This window comes from Rhodococcus sp. AG1013 (assembly GCF_003350365.1).
Classification (GTDB): Bacteria; Actinomycetota; Actinomycetes; order Mycobacteriales; family Mycobacteriaceae; genus Prescottella.
Map to the genome: position 1 here is coordinate 84,116 of NZ_QQAT01000022.1, position 17,507 is coordinate 101,622.

At 64.1% G+C, this 17,507-nt stretch carries 18 protein-coding genes; 3 read left to right on the forward strand and 15 right to left on the reverse strand.

Going from position 1 to position 17,507, the window contains the following annotated elements; genetic code table 11:
* Positions 1-20 precede the first annotated feature (20 nt).
* Positions 21-1,013 (forward strand): acyltransferase domain-containing protein, encoded by a 993-nt coding sequence (locus DEU38_RS22810; RefSeq protein WP_181818903.1) that lies wholly within the window; start codon positions 21-23, stop codon positions 1,011-1,013.
* A gap of 38 nt (positions 1,014-1,051) precedes the next feature.
* On the opposite strand, the gene DEU38_RS22815 is transcribed toward DEU38_RS22810, so the two are convergent.
* A complete protein-coding gene (locus tag DEU38_RS22815) occupies positions 1,052-1,786 on the reverse strand; it encodes a response regulator transcription factor (protein WP_147283569.1) in 735 nt (244 codons plus the stop codon).
* Positions 1,787-2,063: 277 nt separating this feature from the next.
* Here DEU38_RS22815 and DEU38_RS22820 point away from each other — a divergent pair, with 277 nt between their 5' ends.
* Both DEU38_RS22820 and DEU38_RS22825 read left to right on the forward strand, forming a co-directional pair.
* A complete protein-coding gene (locus tag DEU38_RS22820; RefSeq protein ID WP_114723672.1) occupies positions 2,064-3,245 on the forward strand; it encodes an acyl-CoA dehydrogenase family protein in 1,182 nt (393 codons plus the stop codon).
* A gap of 20 nt (positions 3,246-3,265) precedes the next feature.
* Positions 3,266-4,345, forward strand: a complete 1,080-nt coding sequence (locus DEU38_RS22825; RefSeq protein ID WP_114723673.1) for an acyl-CoA dehydrogenase family protein — start codon at positions 3,266-3,268, stop codon at positions 4,343-4,345.
* 66 nt (positions 4,346-4,411) lie between these two features.
* Here the strand turns inward: DEU38_RS22825 and ccrA are convergent, their stop codons facing one another.
* From ccrA to DEU38_RS22895, 14 genes are all read right to left on the reverse strand, one after another.
* Positions 4,412-5,641 (reverse strand): crotonyl-CoA carboxylase/reductase, encoded by a 1,230-nt coding sequence (gene ccrA / locus DEU38_RS22830; protein WP_114723674.1) that lies wholly within the window; start codon positions 5,639-5,641, stop codon positions 4,412-4,414.
* A 37-nt stretch (positions 5,642-5,678) separates the two neighbouring features.
* Positions 5,679-6,635 (reverse strand): hypothetical protein, encoded by a 957-nt coding sequence (locus DEU38_RS22835; protein WP_114723675.1) that lies wholly within the window; start codon positions 6,633-6,635, stop codon positions 5,679-5,681.
* On the reverse strand, positions 6,632-7,501 hold the full coding sequence (locus tag DEU38_RS28895; RefSeq protein WP_220181953.1) for a beta-ketoacyl synthase N-terminal-like domain-containing protein: 870 nt from the start codon (positions 7,499-7,501) through the stop codon (positions 6,632-6,634). Before DEU38_RS28895 ends, DEU38_RS22835 begins: the two co-directional genes overlap by 4 nt.
* On the reverse strand, positions 7,498-8,622 hold the full coding sequence (locus tag DEU38_RS22845; RefSeq protein ID WP_220181954.1) for a beta-ketoacyl synthase N-terminal-like domain-containing protein: 1,125 nt from the start codon (positions 8,620-8,622) through the stop codon (positions 7,498-7,500). The genes DEU38_RS28895 and DEU38_RS22845 overlap by 4 nt, the downstream gene beginning before the upstream one ends.
* Positions 8,606-10,339: an NAD(P)/FAD-dependent oxidoreductase gene (locus DEU38_RS22850; protein ID WP_114723676.1), complete on the reverse strand. Its 1,734-nt coding sequence runs from the start codon at positions 10,337-10,339 to the stop codon at positions 8,606-8,608. The genes DEU38_RS22845 and DEU38_RS22850 overlap by 17 nt, the downstream gene beginning before the upstream one ends.
* Positions 10,320-11,003, reverse strand: a complete 684-nt coding sequence (locus DEU38_RS22855) for a 2-hydroxychromene-2-carboxylate isomerase (protein ID WP_220181955.1) — start codon at positions 11,001-11,003, stop codon at positions 10,320-10,322. The genes DEU38_RS22850 and DEU38_RS22855 overlap by 20 nt, the downstream gene beginning before the upstream one ends.
* Positions 11,000-11,749 carry a 3-oxoacyl-[acyl-carrier-protein] reductase gene (fabG, locus tag DEU38_RS22860; RefSeq protein ID WP_114723678.1) on the reverse strand — a complete coding sequence of 250 codons (750 nt, stop codon included), beginning with the start codon at positions 11,747-11,749 and terminating at the stop codon, positions 11,000-11,002. Before fabG ends, DEU38_RS22855 begins: the two co-directional genes overlap by 4 nt.
* Positions 11,746-12,228 (reverse strand): 3-hydroxyacyl-ACP dehydratase FabZ family protein, encoded by a 483-nt coding sequence (locus tag DEU38_RS22865; protein WP_114723679.1) that lies wholly within the window; start codon positions 12,226-12,228, stop codon positions 11,746-11,748. Before DEU38_RS22865 ends, fabG begins: the two co-directional genes overlap by 4 nt.
* Positions 12,225-12,599, reverse strand: a complete 375-nt coding sequence (locus DEU38_RS22870) for a hypothetical protein (protein WP_114723680.1) — start codon at positions 12,597-12,599, stop codon at positions 12,225-12,227. The genes DEU38_RS22865 and DEU38_RS22870 overlap by 4 nt, the downstream gene beginning before the upstream one ends.
* Positions 12,596-13,690, reverse strand: coding sequence for a beta-ketoacyl synthase N-terminal-like domain-containing protein (locus DEU38_RS22875; RefSeq protein WP_114723681.1), 1,095 nt, complete (start codon positions 13,688-13,690; stop codon positions 12,596-12,598). Before DEU38_RS22875 ends, DEU38_RS22870 begins: the two co-directional genes overlap by 4 nt.
* A gap of 28 nt (positions 13,691-13,718) precedes the next feature.
* Positions 13,719-14,513: an alpha/beta fold hydrolase gene (locus DEU38_RS28160; protein ID WP_147283570.1), complete on the reverse strand. Its 795-nt coding sequence runs from the start codon at positions 14,511-14,513 to the stop codon at positions 13,719-13,721.
* The gene (locus DEU38_RS22885; protein WP_114723683.1) at positions 14,510-15,748 is read right to left on the reverse strand and encodes a beta-ketoacyl synthase; all 1,239 of its coding nucleotides are present in this window, start codon (positions 15,746-15,748) and stop codon (positions 14,510-14,512) included. Before DEU38_RS22885 ends, DEU38_RS28160 begins: the two co-directional genes overlap by 4 nt.
* A gap of 24 nt (positions 15,749-15,772) precedes the next feature.
* Complete coding sequence (locus DEU38_RS22890; protein WP_114723684.1) at positions 15,773-16,024, reverse strand: acyl carrier protein; 252 nt, start codon at positions 16,022-16,024, stop codon at positions 15,773-15,775.
* A gap of 128 nt (positions 16,025-16,152) precedes the next feature.
* On the reverse strand, positions 16,153-17,364 hold the full coding sequence (locus tag DEU38_RS22895; protein WP_114723685.1) for a cytochrome P450: 1,212 nt from the start codon (positions 17,362-17,364) through the stop codon (positions 16,153-16,155).
* Positions 17,365-17,507 lie beyond the last annotated feature (143 nt).

Genomic DNA, 17,507 nt, shown 5'->3' on the forward strand with positions numbered 1-17,507 from the left:
ACACTCGACTGGAGTTATCTGTGACCCCTTACACTCTCTGTTTTCTGTTTCCCGGGCAAGGTGCCTATCTCGAAGAGGTATTCACGGTACTGGCTGCCCGTAAAGGCGAAGTGCGGAGCACATTTCAGGAGATAGACGCCGCACTCAACGAGATCGGCGAGCCACCGGTGTCTCCGCTGCTGTTCGTCGATAGCCCGCCGCGCCTGGATCACCTCGCCCGGGAGCATCCGGATGCGCTGCAGGTAGCGCTATACGGTACCGCTGTCGCGCTGTATCGGATACTCCGGTCCGAGGACGTCATCCCTGACGTGCTCACGGGCCACAGCCTCGGGGAGATCGCTGCTTTGGTCGCGGGTCGAGCGTTCACAGTCGCCGACGGCGCGAAGATCGTGTCCGCACGCTCAGCCGCACTGCGAACCGTTGCTGGTGTGGGAGGAATGCTGGCGCTGCGTGGTGAGGCGCGCCGCGCTTCGGCGCTGGTCGACCTGCTGGAAGTCGAGGGCCTCACCGTCGCTGTCGAGAACGGGCCGCAACAGACCGTGCTGTCCGGCCGCACCGAGTCACTGCACCTCGCGGAGGTGATCCTTCGGGACGCAGGTATCAAGAGCACCAGGCTGGCCTCGCCGTATCCTTTCCACAGCCCGGTGCTCCTGACAGTGGCTGAAGCATTTCACCATCGAATGACGACCGCGCTGAGCATCTCACGTGGCCCTCTGGAAGTTCCGGTGTACTCACCGATCCTCGGCCGGATCTACACCGACGACGATGATCTGCTTGCCGCCTTGGCGAGCCACCTGACACTCCCTGTGAGGTTCGAAGCCGCACTGGTGGATCTGTATGCGCACGGGGCGCGTGTCTTCATCGAGTCGGGCGCGCGTAGTGCGCTTTCGGGAGTCGCGCGAGCTGTACTACCCGACGCCGCGGCGCTGCCGACCGTGGTCCGCGGCCGGCCGCCGTACGACTCGATACAGGCCGTCATCGATACGGTCCGGAATCAGACCGTTCCCGGATAGGAGGTTCACGGGTCACCGGTCGACTCCAATGCCCGAGATCAGTGTTCCGACAATGCCTTGAGCAGACCAAGCTCTGCCGCGCGAGCGCCGACTTGGAACCTGGTGGTGACACCGAGCCGGACCATGATGTCGGCGACATAGCGGCGGTAGGTTCGTAGCGAAACGGCGAGTCGGCGCGCGGCGAGCTCGTCCTTCAATCCGAGGTCGAGTGCGCGCAACACAGCCAGCGTCATCTGGTCGGATTCCGGTTGTGACAATGTGCGATGCCTGGACAACTGCGGCGCCGATGCCCAGAGGGCCATAGCGAATTGATGCAGCACCCGGAGCAGTTCGGGATTGCTGATGACGAACCCGTAGGGCCGTTGCTCACCGGTCCCGCCCCAGACCGCTGCGACCTGTCGATCGATGATCACCATATTGTGGAAGTCGGCATCGGACACCCGGATCCGGTCGCACAGCTCGGGCTGTCGCTGCAGCGATTCATAATCGCGCGTCTCGGCGTAGCACGGGGTGTAAAGCAACCGGACTTCTTTGCCGGTCGTGACCATATCGGCGACCGTTTGCCGACCTGGCTTGTATTGCTGGATCCGCAGCGGGCTCGCCACCGTGAGCATGGCCTCTTTACGAGCTCGTTCCAGCAATTGCTGCAGGTTGTGTTCCCACCCCATATCGGGGCGCAGCCGGACGACGTCCCCGGCCTCATGGCGGACACCTCGATGTTCGGCTATCGCTTGATCAAGCAGGCGGCGCGACTCCGCCAGCAACGAACCCACGTCCATCCCACCCCGGCCTGGTTGCTTCGCCCCAGTTTCAAAGTACTGCTTGCCCTCTGGATGCATAGCTATGTGACCCCCCACGTTGCCAATGAGTACCAGGCTACCGGCATCCGGCAAGCCGACAGCCTAAGTGATGCATATCACTACCACCCTCCGCGGCGTGGCAATTGGCTGCCACGCGGGGCGGCAGGTTCCTGCTACTCGACGGCCTTCTTTCGAGGTGCAACCTGTTCTATTTTCGGAAGGGTTCAGACTTCCGAATCCAAGGACCACGATGCACATCGACTTCACGGACGAACAACAGCAGCTCCGCAAGCAATTGCGCTCGTACTTCACCGACCTGATGACGCCCGAAATCCGAGAGGCGCTGGCCGGATCCGGCGGCGAATACGGCGATCCCGACGCCTACAAGGAGGTCGTTCGCACCCTCGGCCGCGACGGCTGGCTGACCCTGGGCTGGCCTGAGGAGTTCGGCGGCCAGAACCGACCGACAATGGACCAGCTGATCTTCAATGACGAGGCCGCGGCAGCGGGCGTCCCCTTCCCCTTCCTGACCGTGAATACGGTCGGCCCGACCATCATGCGCTTCGGCACCCCTGAGCAGAAGGCTTTCTTCCTGCCTCGAATCGCCAAGGGCGAGTTGCACTTCTCCATCGGTTACTCCGAGCCCGAGGCGGGTACTGATCTGGCGTCCCTGCGCACTCGAGCGGTGTGCGACGGCGACGAGTTCGTCATCAACGGCGAGAAGGCATGGACCAGCCTCATCGAATACGCCGACTACATCTGGCTGGCGGCCCGGACCGATCCGGAGGCAACCAAGCACCGCGGCGTCTCTATTCTGATCGTGCCCACCACGACGCCGGGATTCTCATGGAGCAAGATTCACACCATGGCCGGTCCGGGCACCAGCGCGACGTTCTACAACGACGTGCGGGTGCCTGTGACCAATGTGATCGGCGAGCTGAACGCCGGCTGGCCGCTGATCACCAATCAGCTCAATCATGAACGAGTCGCGTTGACTTCGGCTGCACCACTTCAGGAATCGCTCCGCCAGGTGTGGGAATGGGCCGAGAGCGCCACACGCGCCGACGGTACTCGGGTTATCGACTCCGAGTGGGCACGACTGCACCTCGCTCGTGTGCACGCCCACATCGAGTACCTGAAACTGCGAAACTGGCGCATCGCCTGGGCTGCGGACTCCGGTGAACTCCACCCCGCGGACGCCTCGGCAACCAAGGTGTACGGCACCGAATTGGCCACTGAGGCGTACCGGCTGCTCATGGAGGTACTGGGCGCCTCATCGGTAGTACGGCAAGACTCCGCTGGCGCGCTGCTGCGCGGCCGAATCGAACGCTTCCACCGTTCATCACTCATCTTGACCTTCGGCGGCGGCACCAACGAGGTCCAGCGCGACATCATCGCTAAGACCGCGCTCGGCCTGCCCGTCACCCGCTGACCCTACTTCGAGGACTTCTCATGGACTTCACTCTCACCGAGGCCCAGCACGATCTCGGCGGACTTGCCCGCACCGTGCTCACCGACTGGACCACCAAGAACGCTCCGGATGCAACGGGGTATGACCGGGAGCTCTGGTCGGCCCTCGCCCGCGCCGGTCTACTGGAGGCCGCGCTGCCCGCACCGGTCGGCGGCGGTTTCGACCTGCTCGAACAGTGCAGTGTGCTGATAGAGATCGGCCGCACCGTCGCGCCCGCGCCGTACCTGACCAGTGTGGCGGTCGCAGCTGCCGCGATCGCGCAGTTCGGCAGTAGAGAGCAGCGGACCCGGTGGGCCACTCCGGTCGCGGCGGGAACCGCCACCTTCGCTGTTGCCCTCTCCACGGAAGACGACCGCTTCGCCGCCGAGCGCACCGATACCGGCTGGCGCATCCACGGTTCGCACAGCGCCGTTCCAGCGGGCGCGTTCGCGGATACGTTCCTCGTCGAGGCGGCTACCGCTGAAGGGCCGCTGCTGCTTGTGCTTGATCGCGCTACTGACGGGCTGCGGGTTACCGGGCAGCATGTCGTCGACGGCTCCGACGCCGCTCTGCTGGAACTCGACGCGATGGTAGATGACACCGCCGTGCTCGGCGCGCCTGGCGACGGCTCGGCCCGGTGGGTGCATCGTCGCGCCACCATCGCAGCCTGCGCCTACCAGCTCGGCGTCGTCGAGCGCGGCCTGGAGCTCACCAGCGAGTATGCGCTCACCCGAAAGCAATTTGACAAGCCGATTGGCACGTTTCAGGCGGTTAGGCAACGTCTGGCCGATGCTTACCTCGACGTCGAGGCGGTACGGCTATCCCTCTGGCAGGCGGCCTGGCGCGAATCCGAAGGCATTCCCGCGGATGCCGAAGTCGCCACCGCAAAGTTCTGGGCGGCCGACGCCGGCCATCGGGTGGCGCACACGATGGTCCATGTCCACGCCAGCATCGGCATCTTCCTGGAGTACCCCGTGCACCGCTACTTCACGGCCGCCAAGCGCACCGAGTTTCTGTTCGGCGCGGCCACCGAACAACTTCGGACGTTGGCCGACGCCCTCACTACGGCCCCGCGACTCTAGCGAGTAGCGGAACCCAGGGGCGGGCCTGGTGGCGCAGGTCCAAGTCGATCTGCGCCACCAGCGCTTTCATTCGCGGTCGGCCATCGCGTTGACTCGAACAGCCAAATTCCCTGCCGGGTGTCGGTTGTCGCGCATGATTTGATGCACCTGACCGATGTCAGCGAAGTCGGCGACATGACCTAGGCACGGATCCACGTAGCCGTGCGCCACCAGTTCGGTCAGCTCGCGGCATTGCCGGCGATTGGCGAAGTGTGAACCCTGTAGCCGCTTCTGACGCATCCAGAGAAAGCGGAGATCCACATCACCGTGGTAGCCCGTCGTACCGCCGCATATCACTACCATGCCAGCGTTGTCGCAGAGATACAGCGAGGTGGGCAGGGTTTGCTGGCCGGTGTGCTCCAGCACCACAGCGGGGGATCGCATCTCCCCCAGTTCCTCCCAGTACTTACGGCCGAAACGGCGCACTTCGTTCAGCCACTCGTCGAATGCCGCGGTGTCACCGATGTCCGGCAGCCGTCCCCAGTGGGTGAAGTCGGTCCGGTTGATGACGCCCTGTGCTCCCAGCTTCCGACAGTATTCGGCCCGGTCTGGATTGGAGACCACCGCGACTGGAAGGCCGCCGCACACTTGTGCGATCTGAATGGCCATGGACCCAAGACCCCCGGCGCCGCCCCACACCAGTACCGGGTCACCGGGCCGGACGACATTGGGGTGCCATCCGGTCAGCTGCCGGTATGCGGTCGCACCGGTGAGCATGAATGCGGCCGCCTCTGTCCACGACAGGCGTTCCGGCTTGGGTACGCACTGATACTCGTAGACCGGTGCGAACTGGGCGAAGGCGCCATAGTTCGTCTCATAGCCCCAGGCCCGCTGGGTCGTCGAAGCGATCGGGTCCGCGCCATCGCGGATGTCGACCGCAGACTCGTCCCAGACCGCCGAGGAAACCACAACGTGGTCACCTACCCGCAGGGTGCGCACCCCGTCGCCAACGGCCCATACGATGCCCGAACATTCCGAGCCGCCGATGTGGAAGTCCTCCGGCGCGCCGGCGCGTTGCCGCGCGTCGATGACATCAACGGGGTGTCCGAGGGCCGCCCAGACATTGTTGTAGTTGATGCCGGCCGCCATGACGTAGACGAGCACCTGATCGCGGCCGAGCGGTGGGACATCCACGATCTCGGTCCGGAAGGCGTGTTCAGGCGGCCCGAAACGGTCCTGTCGGATCACCGACGCATACATGTGATCCGGTATCGCACCGGTCGGCGGCATCTCACCGAGATCGTAGAGCTTCTTCATGAGACTCCTTGTCTGCCAGTGGAAATAACCAGTGTGACTACGTCGCAGACAGCGCGCGACACAGCCGCTCGTCGAGCTTGCTCAGACCCCACCGGCCACGGTCCTCCAACATTGCGTAGCCGTGTGTGATGGCGCCGACGGCTACGTTCACCAGGGCACCATCGCGCACGACATAACACTCCATACGCGCGGTGAACGTTAGGTTCTTGAACACGTCGTCCACCACGAAAACGATGTGGAGGTCTTCTTCCATGTACACCTCGTCGAGCATGCTGATCCGGGACCGGGGAACGGCCGGGATCAGCTGCTTGCCATCGAGCAGGGAGCGGATGGACACACCTCGATCAGCGAGGAAGCGATCGACCACCTCTTCCATGATGCGCAGGTAGCCGGACATCTGTAGCCGTTCGGTGAAGTGGCAGTAGAAGTACGGGACCCGCAGAGTCCACTGGAATGCGTTGCGCCCCTCAGTGAGTAGAGATACATCGGTCGGAATATCACCGCTGGGCATCGCACCAAAACCGGCGGCTGGCGCCTGCCGCCTGATCCGGGAGACGACGGCTGTCTCAAGTGCCGGCGAAACGGCCGCGCGCGCGGATGCCCACCTCGAGTCCAGGCGCAACGATACCGAAACCCTCGAACGGGCAAGCCTGACATCCTCGCCCAGTCTTCCCCCCAGGATCAGCACCTCGAATGTGTGCTCGCCGCCGGACGGAGACGCGACCGGACGAACGCGAAGCCGCACTGTCTCGTCCAGATTGAAGACATGGATGATTCGGGTATCGATATCCACTATCTCCCAGCATAATCCGCTATCGACGTAGAGGCTTCGAACGTCGCTCCCGGTGACCCGGAAGTGGTTGAGCACCGCTTCTTCGACGAGGTAGTTGACGTGTTTGAAGCCGATCCACGGTCCGATGTTCGCGCCCTCGTAGCCAGGGCGCAGTTCGATTTCGGTGGTCAGCTCGGCCGGGGTGGCGTCCAAAGTAGTCATGACAGTTCTCCTGAGTTGGTGAGGGATATTGGTGTGATCAGGCAGGCGGCCAGGGGGTCCGCGCCCCCGCCGACGGTGAGGAGTGAGGCGCCGGGGGCAGCCGCCGCCGATGCTGCCTGCAGGACGCCGAGCGCGCCGGAGGCCGCGCCGACTCGTGACGCGATGTCGATCACCTCGGCCCCCGCGGTCACGTCAGCAAGTGCTGTGACCGGCCCGAAATCGGGTACGTACCACTGATTCACCTGACCGGTAGCAAGCAAATCAGCGATGGCCCCCCCGTGCGCACACCCGCCGAACACAGCCCGCGGTACGGAGTCCGACAGCCCCGCCCGTTCGAGGACGACACAGGCGGCCCCGTGAAAGAGCCCGGAAGGTTCCCGAGCCGTCGCGAACTGGCTCACCACCGCGTTGTCTACCTCGACCCCAACGACCAGCACGCGCGCCGCTCGGCCTGCCTCGAGCAGTCGGTGGGCCCAGATCACGGCGTCCAACCCGGAAGTGGCGCCACTGCATACCATGAGATTGGGGCCGAAGTACCCAAAACGGATAGCTATGGAGGAAGCCACTACGTTACTGGAGGCGTTGGGAAGATCCATTGGACCGCGCTCGCCCGGGCCGCTGCCATCGCCAGCTACCCGGCACACTGTGTCGAGATTGCCGTAGTTGGAGCTGACCACCACGGCGGTGGTCATATCCGATGAATCGACGATACCCGCGTTCCACAACGCCAATTGCGCCGCCGACATGGCGAGGCGTGTCGCCTCATCCTTGTACCGAAGCCCCTTCTTTCCGAGGATCGCGGCCGGATCGTGGTCGGGGAAGCGAGTTCCGACGACTCCTGTCCCCACGATCACCGAAGGGCTCATGCCGCACGCTCCACGATCGCCACCGCATTGACTCCGCCGAAGCCGAAGGCGTTCACCTGTGCAATGCTGAGTGCCGCGGTATCGACCCGCTCGGTCACCAAGCTCAGTGGCATCGCCTCGACTATGGGGTGTTTCAGGCCGACAATCGGTGGCACCGACCCGGTGCTCAGCGCCTCAACTGCGGCGACCAGACTGTGCAGTCCCGAACTACCTGAGGTGTGCCCAGTCATCGCCTTGATCGCGGTGACCAGCGGCCGCGATGCGCCGAAGACAGTTGTCAACGCCGTAGCCTCAGCCGCATCATTGAGCGCCGTTCCAGTGCCGTGCGCCATCACCAGATCGACTTCGCAAGCCTGTACGCCGGCGCGAAGCTGGGCGTCGTGCATAGCGGCCGCAATGCCCACTGGGTCGGGCGCGGTGACATGATTGGCATCGCAGGTGATGCCGACGCCACGAAGCCGGGCTCGCGCCGGCCCCTCGCGGCGCAGCACCACGGCCGCGGCGCCGTCCCCCATGAGTACCCCTTTGGGTCCGGAATCGAAGGGACGCAACGCCTCCATCCGTGGCTGTACCACGTCCAGCGCGGCGAACATGCTGACCGCGATGGTGTCCACGCCCGCAACTACGACAGTGTCGGCATGTCCGAGCAGCAACAGGTCATCGGCTAATCCCAGGGCATGCAAGGACGCCGCACAGGCATTCGACAGTGTGTGTACTTCGGTGCACCCGAACCGCTCACGCAAGACGGGGCCGAAATCCAGATGTGGCGCCTCGCCGTCGAGACCCGCCTGCCATGCCAACTCGGCCGCGCGAAACTCGCGCAGGCCGGTTCCTACGATCACAGGCACGTTGGTCAGATCGTCGCCCAACCCAGCTTGCGCGGAGGCTTCCGCGATCGCTCGGATCAGCCACTGTTGGGCATGGTCGGGGCGGTCCGGCGCGGTGTTGGCTATTGGGTATCCGTGCCGAGTGCGGTAACCGCGAGTGTCAAATCGCTGGATTTCGGCCAGGCCTGATGTGCCGACGCACAAGGCATCGAACACCTCAGCGGCACTGTCGCCAATTGCCGCGACCGCACCCACTCCGGCAATCGCTCGTCCCACGTCAAAGTGTTCCATCATCAACTCTCACTAGTGGTTGGTTAGCGGCTGCGACACGACTGTCCGGTTGCAGCAGGGTCAATTTCGGCAACCCGCGTGCGTCTCGTCGGAGCTGGCCGCGGGATATCGCGAGAGGGTCCCGGTCAGGCGTCCGATCCGGCAAACGCGTCGCGTCGGCGACGACAGCGCCCGCATAGACTTCACGCATGAGGTCGCGACCCAGAATTTCTCCGGCACAGCGGATCCCGCTGACCGCCGTGCCGGCGATACCGCTGCCGTAGCGGGTACTCTGCCCGACCATGTGCAGCCCGGTGATCGGTGTAGTGGTTTCGGGTCTCCGTGCGATACCACCCCATTCGGCCAGGCCATAAGGTGTGCCCCCGCTGGACCGCGTGTAGCGCTGATGACTCAAGGGGGTAGCGGTTTCCTGGTGGATAACCTCGCCCAGCGGGCCCAGTGCCTGTTCCGCGGCGTTCAAGAGCGCAGTGGTGAGCCAACGTTTACGTGATCGGTATTCGGGATCACGGCGGTATCGCCCGTCCCTTGCCTCCAAGCCCTGCATCGCGGCTGGGCAAGGGGCCATGACCTGGACGCTGCCGTGTCCGGGCGGGCATGCCCACGGCTGTTCGGCCGGCCGGGCGGACGCAGAGGACACGAAGATGTACGGCAGTCGTTCATCGCCGGCTTCGGACCGCCGGTACGCGCCCTCAATGTCCTCGTGATCGAACCACCACAGATTGGCCGATCCCAGATTTGACGGTTGCGCGGCCAGCCCGAGGTACAGGATTGCCCATGGATGCCGCATGACCGCAGCACGGGTACGCGAAAGAACAGCTTCGGGGAAGGCGGTTGTGTCGCTGCATAGTTCGAGAAGCGTGCGGCGATAGTCCGCGTTGGAAACCACAACCTGGGCACTCAGGTGTTCGTCGTCGTCCAGTGTCACCCCAGTGACGACGCCGCCATCACAATGGATCGTGCGTACTCCGGCCCTGGTTCGGACCTGTCCACCGTGAGCTTCCACGACGTCGACAAGTGCGGCGACAAGTGTCTGGCCTCCACCGTCTAGGTAGTAAGCGCCACGCACGTAGTGGTCAATGACGCTGGCGTGAGTCGCGACCGTCGCGCCAGCTGGGCTCGCACCGTAATTGCCCGATTGTGCGGCGAGCACCGTCCGGGCCAGGGGTGAGAGCCTGTGCTCGTCGAATAGTCGAGTCAGCGAGCGCTGGCTCCAACCCAGCGCACCCGGGTAGCGCCGGGTAAGTCGCGCAACCTCGGGCGGGTCTACCAACACTGCGCGCATGATTGCACCGACTGCCTCGAACACCTCCAGGCAGGCGGTAATACCGGCGCGTTCATCGGGCACCGCCGCGCACAGCCGTTCCCGGTACGCCTCCCAGCCGACGGGGACGTCAATGACCTGGCTTGGCAGGACGATCCGATCGAATCCCTGGACATCCATGGGGCGCAACCGGATTCTGTCCAGGGCCGCCAGACCACGCAGGATGGCCGGGAGTATGCCGTCAGGTCCACAGTCGCCGAGATAGTGGACGCCCACGTCGAATTCGTAAGCACGCCGACGACGGAAGACGTGTGCGTTTCCGCCCGCTACGTCGTGCTGTTCCAGGACCAAGACACGCCGACCGGCGGCGGCCAGATAGCCGGCGCATACGAGTCCACCAATGCCCGCGCCGACCACGATCGCGTCCCAGCCGGACCCGTCAGCCGCAGCCACCGGCATGCCCCATATCCGCACCGACCGGAATTGGTGGGGCGTAGTCGGCAGGATCGGCGGGCGGCACGCCCGTCTGGGATGCAAAGGCATCCAGGCGATCCATTCCCCAGAATCGATTCACGCCGCGGACGAAGAACGGCACCCCGAACACACCGTCGCGATATGCCGTGAGCATGGTTTCGACGGCCGCAGTACGCACCTCCGGGTCTGAAACCGCCTGTGCCATCGCTGGCCCGTCCAACCCGATCTCCGCGGCCACCTCCGCGACGGTGTCCGGATCGCAGATGTCACGACCCTGGCGCCAACGAGCACGAGTGAGCGCAAGTGCGAGGTCAGGTAGACGGCCATGGCGATCAGCTGCCAAACAGGCCAGATGCGGTACCTCCCACCAGGGGCTTCGGTCGACCGGCCATGTCACGGCCAAGCCGCGAGCAGCTGCGGAACGACGCACATCCTGCAGGATGTAGAAGTGCTTCTCGCGAGACATCGGTGTGTAGCAGTAGCCGCCCCCCGCCTGTTCGAGTTCGGCGAGCATGGATCCGTCGGGATCCCAATACGGCAGCCAGGTCGCAGTCTCGGCAAGTGTGCGATAGCGCGAGATCAGGTCCTCGAGCGCAAGCCAGGAATACGGGCTGCGCAGGGAGAAGTAGAATCTTGGTGTCGCTGTCACAATGACATACCCCCATCGATCTGAAAGACGCCGGCGGTGGCGTAGGACGAGCGCGGCGATGCCAGGAAGCTCACAAGGTCTGCGACCTCTGATGCGGTTCCCCAGCGTCCCAGAGGAATTCTCTTCACCGCCGCGTCGCGTAGACCAACGTCAAGTGCGGCGGTCATATCAGTGTCGATGAAGCCCGGGGCGACCACGTTGGCGCGCACGCCGAAACGCCCCACCTCCTTGGCCAACGCCTTCGTCATGCCGATGATTCCGGCCTTCGCCGCCGAATAGTTGGCCTGACCGACGTTGCCGTGGATGCCGGAGATAGAGGAGATGTTGACAATGCTGCCGGCGCGGCGCTTCATCATGGGGAATACGGCCGCACGGCACACAGTGAACACTCCAGTCAGATTGGTATCGATGACTGTGCGCCAGTCGGTTTCGGCCATCCGGAGCATCGGGCTATCGCGGACCACCCCAGCGGAGGTCACCAATGCCTGGATCGGCCCCATCTGCTGTTCGGTGCCGTCTACCCAGGCGCGGACCGCATCCGCGTCGGTGACATCAACCTGGGTACCTACAACGCGCGCACCTGCCGCCCTCGCCTCCTCGACACATTCGTCTGCCGCATCAGAACGCGAGTGATAGCAGAATGCGACGTCATAGCCATCGGCCGCGAGACGAGCAACCACCGCCCGGCCGATACCGCGCGATCCGCCGCTGACCAGCGCCACCGGCCGTGATTCGGTAGTGCTCATGCTGTGTGACTCCGTTCGGGAGCAGCCAGTGCGCGCTCGGCACGCAGTGCGACGATCATCCGGTCAACGGTCAGGACGGGCTCACCGCCCACGCGGCTGACGCCTCCGAAGATCGCGCTGTCGCTGAGGATTCGATCGACGTGAACGTCATGCTCGACGACGTCGCCAGGAAGGACGGGGCGGCCGAATCGTGCGCCGGACATGCTGCCGAAGATGGGTACGCCGGAACCATCGCCGTCTCGGGCCCAATGTTGGGTAATGAGGATCGCGGCAGCTTGCGCGAACGATTCGACTAACAAGCAGGAGGGGTATGAGTAGTCCGGGACCGGCAAATTGCGATACCAGGGCGCTTCGGCGGAGATCGCCTTGAGAGCCAGGACCCGTTCACCGGGCACCAGCTCGGTGACTCGGTCCACCAGTAGCATCGGCGCCCGGTGAGGCAGAATTCGGGTGATCTCGGCGCAATCTAGCGGCCTCATTCGTCCTCACTTCGAAACGAGAGTCGGACCCGGGCCGCCCGTACCGGCTGCGGCTGGTGGGCGACATGAATGTCTACCGCGCAACGCATTCCGATAGCCTTTCCTGAAATCAGAAGTCGGTCGCCGGGCGCGATGGGGTACAGGAATCGGGAGCTTTCGATCTCTGCCAGCCTGATATCGGGGCGGCCCAGTGCGGTGAGCGCGACCCGGTGCGCTACCTCGGCCAAACACACTCCCGGATAGATCGGGAACCCCGGGTAATGTCCCGCGAAGATCGGGTCATCGGGGTCAACGACCATCGAACCCTCGAAGGCACCATCCGCGTCCGGTCGTATGACGATAGCGGTGGCGACCGGCGTGGCCGCGCTCATCGAGCGGCCTCCGACCCTGCGTCGCGACGGATTAGCGCGCAGCCGACGACACCGTCCACGTCCACCGAGGTCATGATCGAGAAGGGCTTGTGTGCATCCGGAGTCGTGCTCAGCAGCGTCGCCAGCTGAAACCCGCCGGTCGCTGCGCCGGCGTCGCCGACCATATTGGCGACGGTGCGCACGTCCGTCTGCGGAAGCACTTCTCGTACCGCCGCCAACTCGTCGTCGGAGAATCCGTTCCAGGGATCCGTGTCGGGTGTGCCACTGACCGCCACGGTCGCAACCTCGTCGGCGCCGATGTCGGCGGTGGAGAGAAGCGTTCGCAACAACCGCGCCAGGACCTCACGCACCGACACCTCAGTGCTCCAGACGCCCTGCCCGACCCGTACCAGTTCTGCCAGCGCGGTACGACCGGCTCGGTTCGCGGACTCCGCTGATTCCAGGGCAAATACGGCACAACCCTCTCCGAGAGGACGCTGGACCTTGCCCGCGGCCAAGTACTCGAGCCAGGCGCGGTGCGGCGAGAATTCCTCGACCACACCGCACAGCACCATCCGTGCCCGGTCCCGATCGTGCAGCCGCGAGGCGTACTGCAGGACCGCCACACCGGCTGCCCGTCCGCCTGCAATGGTGGCGTTCGGACCGCGCAATCCGTGCCAGATGGCGCACTGTCCCGCGGCACGGTTCATCACGGCATTCGGGAAGCGGGCCGGATCCACTTGAAATGGCTTGTCCTGGATGAACGAATCCTTGACGAACTCCATCATGCTCAGCAGGCTGCCGGTGGTCGTTCCGAGAACCAGCGCAGTTTCCGCATCGGTACCGGTCAGCCCGCCCAGGTCGTCGAGGACCAGCCCGACCGTTTTGACCGCCAAGCCGGTTACCCGGTCCATGGCTCGGGTCCCCCTCGAACCTAGGGTGGTACGCACGTCGAAATCTCGAACGAGGCCCGCTTGAGTCATCGGTATGCGGTCCAGGCCGGGTTCGACGGAGCGCAACCCGGTCGTTTCCGACTGAATGCCCTGCCGGAATTCCTCCCGACCCACGCCGTACGGGGATAAGGCGGACCAGCTGGATAACACCAGAGTCATCGTGTTCTCGGCTCCTGTTCTGTGTCAATTAGGCTCGTGCAGGCCGCAATTCGGTGACTTCTTCGCGCGATGTGGCGAACTCGTTCACGGCGTCGGTGAACTCCCGTTCCCGATCGATCATCGGGAAATGCCCGCTGCCGACGAGCAGTTCGAACCGTGCATCGGGTAGTCGGCCGGCAAGCCGCTCGACGTCAACTGCTGCCGTCACCCGGTCGGCGCTGCCAGTGAGGACGAGTATCGGCATGGTGAGCCGAGTCGTGTCGAGGAGCGCGCTGCGCAGGCCGTATTCATAGGTACGCAGCCACGGCAGCGGACCGATCAAATCACGCAGTCGCTCGGCCAGCTCTCGCCGCATCGACGGTGACAGCCGCCGCGCCCGTCGGCCGATTCCTTCTTCCAGGAGAAGTGGGAATTCTTCTACCCGACGGCTGATTTCTGACCAGTCGAAGGGTTCCGGACAGGTTAGTGGCGCCACCAGGACCACTCGGTCGGCATGTGGTCGAGGACTACCCGCCAGTAGTTCCAAAAGGGCACTGGCCCCGAACGAATGCGCGATGATCAGATCTACAGGCGGTTGCCCTCCGGCGCGTTCCGGCAGAGAGCGCAGGACAGAATCGATCGTGTCCGGAATGTCGCCGAGCGCCCATTGCCTGTCTCCCGCTCCTGCCCAGGGCAATTCCACATCCCACAGCTCAAGCTGGTCAGAGGCGCGGGCCACGAAACCATCCCAGACCGCCGGTGATCCGGCCACACCGTGGATCAGCAGGGTGCGCACCGATACGTTGCCGGCGGCGGAACGCCGCAATCGGGCGCGCGGCGTCATCGCTCCTCGCGGTAACGGCTCATGATGAGCACAGCGTTGTTGCCGCCGAACGCCAGGGCATTATTCTGTACCACCCGAAGATCCGCGGGCCGAGCATGATTGGGCACCACATCGAGCCCGCACTCGGGATCGGTCCGTCGGTGGTTTGTGGTCGGGGGAATGAAGCCGCGAGTGATGGCCAGGGCACATGCGATCGCCGCGAGGGCGCTAGCCGCGCCCATCGCATGCCCGATCATGGACTTGATCGAGCTGGTGGGTGGCGGCTGAAGACCGAACACCTGTCGGATCGCACCAGCCTCGGTGACGTCGTTGGCACTGGTACCCGTACCGTGCGCCGAAATGAAGTCAATCTCGCCCGGTTCGACCCCGGCATCCTCGTGTGCAAGCCGCATACAGCGGCCGAAGCTCTCCAGATCCGGTGCAACGGGATGGTTTCCGTCGCAGTTGAGTCCATATCCGAGGATCTCCCCATAGATCCGGGCGCCGCGCGCGAGTGCCGACTCGAGACTCTCCAGCAGCAGGATACCGCCTCCTTCACCGGTGAGGATGCCGTCCCGGTCGGCGTCGAACGGCCGGCAGCGCTCTGCAGCGATAGTGCCCATCCGATAGAAGCCGGAGAAGGTCTTGCGGCACACCGCATCGGCCCCGCCGACCAGCGCGAACTCGACTTCGCCGCTGCGCACCGCGTCCGTCCCGTAACCGATCGCGTAGTTTCCCGCCGCGCATGCCGTGGGGATGGTCACGGCCTCGACCCGAGTCAACATCAGTTCGCGGGCGACAGCGGCAGACAAGCGGCTGACCGGAACCCGTCGCGCCAGCACGGCATCCATGGCCTCGGGGCCATTCTCTATCCAGGTTTGCATCATCTGGTCGAGGTCACGGGATTCGCCATCGGTGGTACCGATGGCGACGAGCCCTGGCCGATCCCGTAGTCCGTCCTCGGACAGACCCGCATCGGCCAACGCCATACGGGCCGCGGCCACCGCGAACTGCGTTGCTCGGCCCAATTCTTCGCTGCTGTGCCGGGTAATCCACTGTTCCGGCACGAAGTCCGGCACCTCGCAGCCCATGTGATGCGGATATCCGGTGGTGTCGAACGCAGAAATTGGCGCGGCGCCCTGTCGCGCCGCGCGCAGCGCCTCGACGAATTCCTCTGCGCCGCTACCGATGCTGGTAACCGCGCCCAGCCCCGTGATGACAACCCTGCCGCTCGATCTCCCCGCGGTTCCGTTCATGACGCCCTACCCCCGATGGCTGACTCAGGCCGCCATCGATTCGGCAACGACCGCGTACACGCCTTCGAGGTTCACCATGCGCTCGAGTTCCGACTGGTCAATCGTGATCTTGAAGGTGCGCTCCAGCTGTGCCAGGATTTCGATGGCGAGCAGCGAATCTGCTCCGTGGTCCTCCTTGAACAGGCTGGTGCCGGTGACCTCCTCCTGCTCCAGCTCCAGAATCTCACAGACGCTTTCCTTGATCTGGTCCTTGTCGGCAGCGACGAGAATGGACATTGTTTCTTCCCTTCGTAATTGGGTGTGATCAATACGTTCGATCAGGATGGAGTGGAGCATACGACCGATTCGACTTTCAATCCAGTCGATGGCAACAAGCTGCCAGCAGGATTGTATCGAAGGTCAATTCAGAATCGAATGGGGAGTCTGTCGAATCCGCGCATAAGATATCCTGGGCGCCAAGCAAGTTTCTCCGGCAAGATGTCCAGGGCGATGTCAGGAAATCGCTCGAAGAGTTTACGCAGAGCGATGCGACCCTCCAAGCGAGCCAGCGCAGCACCCTGGCAAAAGTGAATACCGTGCCCGAAAGCCAGATGGCCGCCGGCGTCCCTTCGGATGTCGAAATTGTCAGGTTCGGGATATCGTGACGGATCGTGCGAACCGGAGGCGAGGGCGACCAAGACCTCCGTACCGCCGCCAGGAATAGTCACGCCGGCAATCTCGACCGGATCGCCAGCAAACCGCCATGTGGCGTTCTTGATCGGTCCCTCGTAGCGAAGGATCTCCTCGACAGCGTTGTCGATCAGCGTGTAGTCCGCGCGCAGTGCCGCGAGTTGATCGGGATGGCTCAGCAGCGCGAAGACCCCGTTCGCGATCAGCGTCAGGGTCGTTTCATGTCCCGCACCCAGTAGCAGGAACGCCATGGCCCGCAGCTCACTCGCCGACAGCCCGCCGCCGGCGTCGTCGGTGGCGCCGATCAGCGCTCCGAAGAGATCATCGGTGGGCCGGTTCCGTTTGCTCTCGACTAGGTCGTTCAGGTAGTCGCCGAGTTCGCGGGCCGCGGTCGAGATGTCCTCCCCGACCGGGTTGACCACCTTGTTTGTCCATTCCCTGAACTTGTCGCGGTCCAGCGAATCGACGCCGAAGACCTCGCAGATCACCGAGATCGGCAAGGGGAAGGCCAGTGCATCCACCAAGTCGACGTGGCCGTCCGCCGGAAAATCGTCCAGCAGCGAATCGGTGATCTCCTCGATGCGCGATGTCAATGCGGCGATCCGCTGCGGCGTGAACGCCTTGGCAACGAGCTTGCGTAGACGTGTGTGATCGGGAGGGTCCGTCATGAGCATGTGCTTGCCGAACGAGGGCGATTCGGCGTCCGCATCGCCTGCGAACCAGGTCCGCCAGCGGGGTGTCGCGGTACGCCAATCCTTCGTCAACCCAGGATGCGACAGCGCCGCTTTGGCCGCCGCGTATCCCACTACAACCCATGTTTCGCCGAATTCGGGAAGAATCACCCGATGCACCGGACCACCCGCTCGTAGCTCGTGCAGAAAGGGGTACGGGTCGACCAGGAAATCGGCGCTGTGTTCGCGTAAGTCGACTACGTCGATGGTTGTCATAATCACCTCTCAACCGCACTGTCGGTTCACCGACGATATGGCGAGAGCAATTGAACCCCGGGCCCAAGTGCACAAAGTTGCCAGCCGATGATCCCGGATCCGCAACTTGCTGCACGAAACGCACCCGAACCATGTCACTTTCT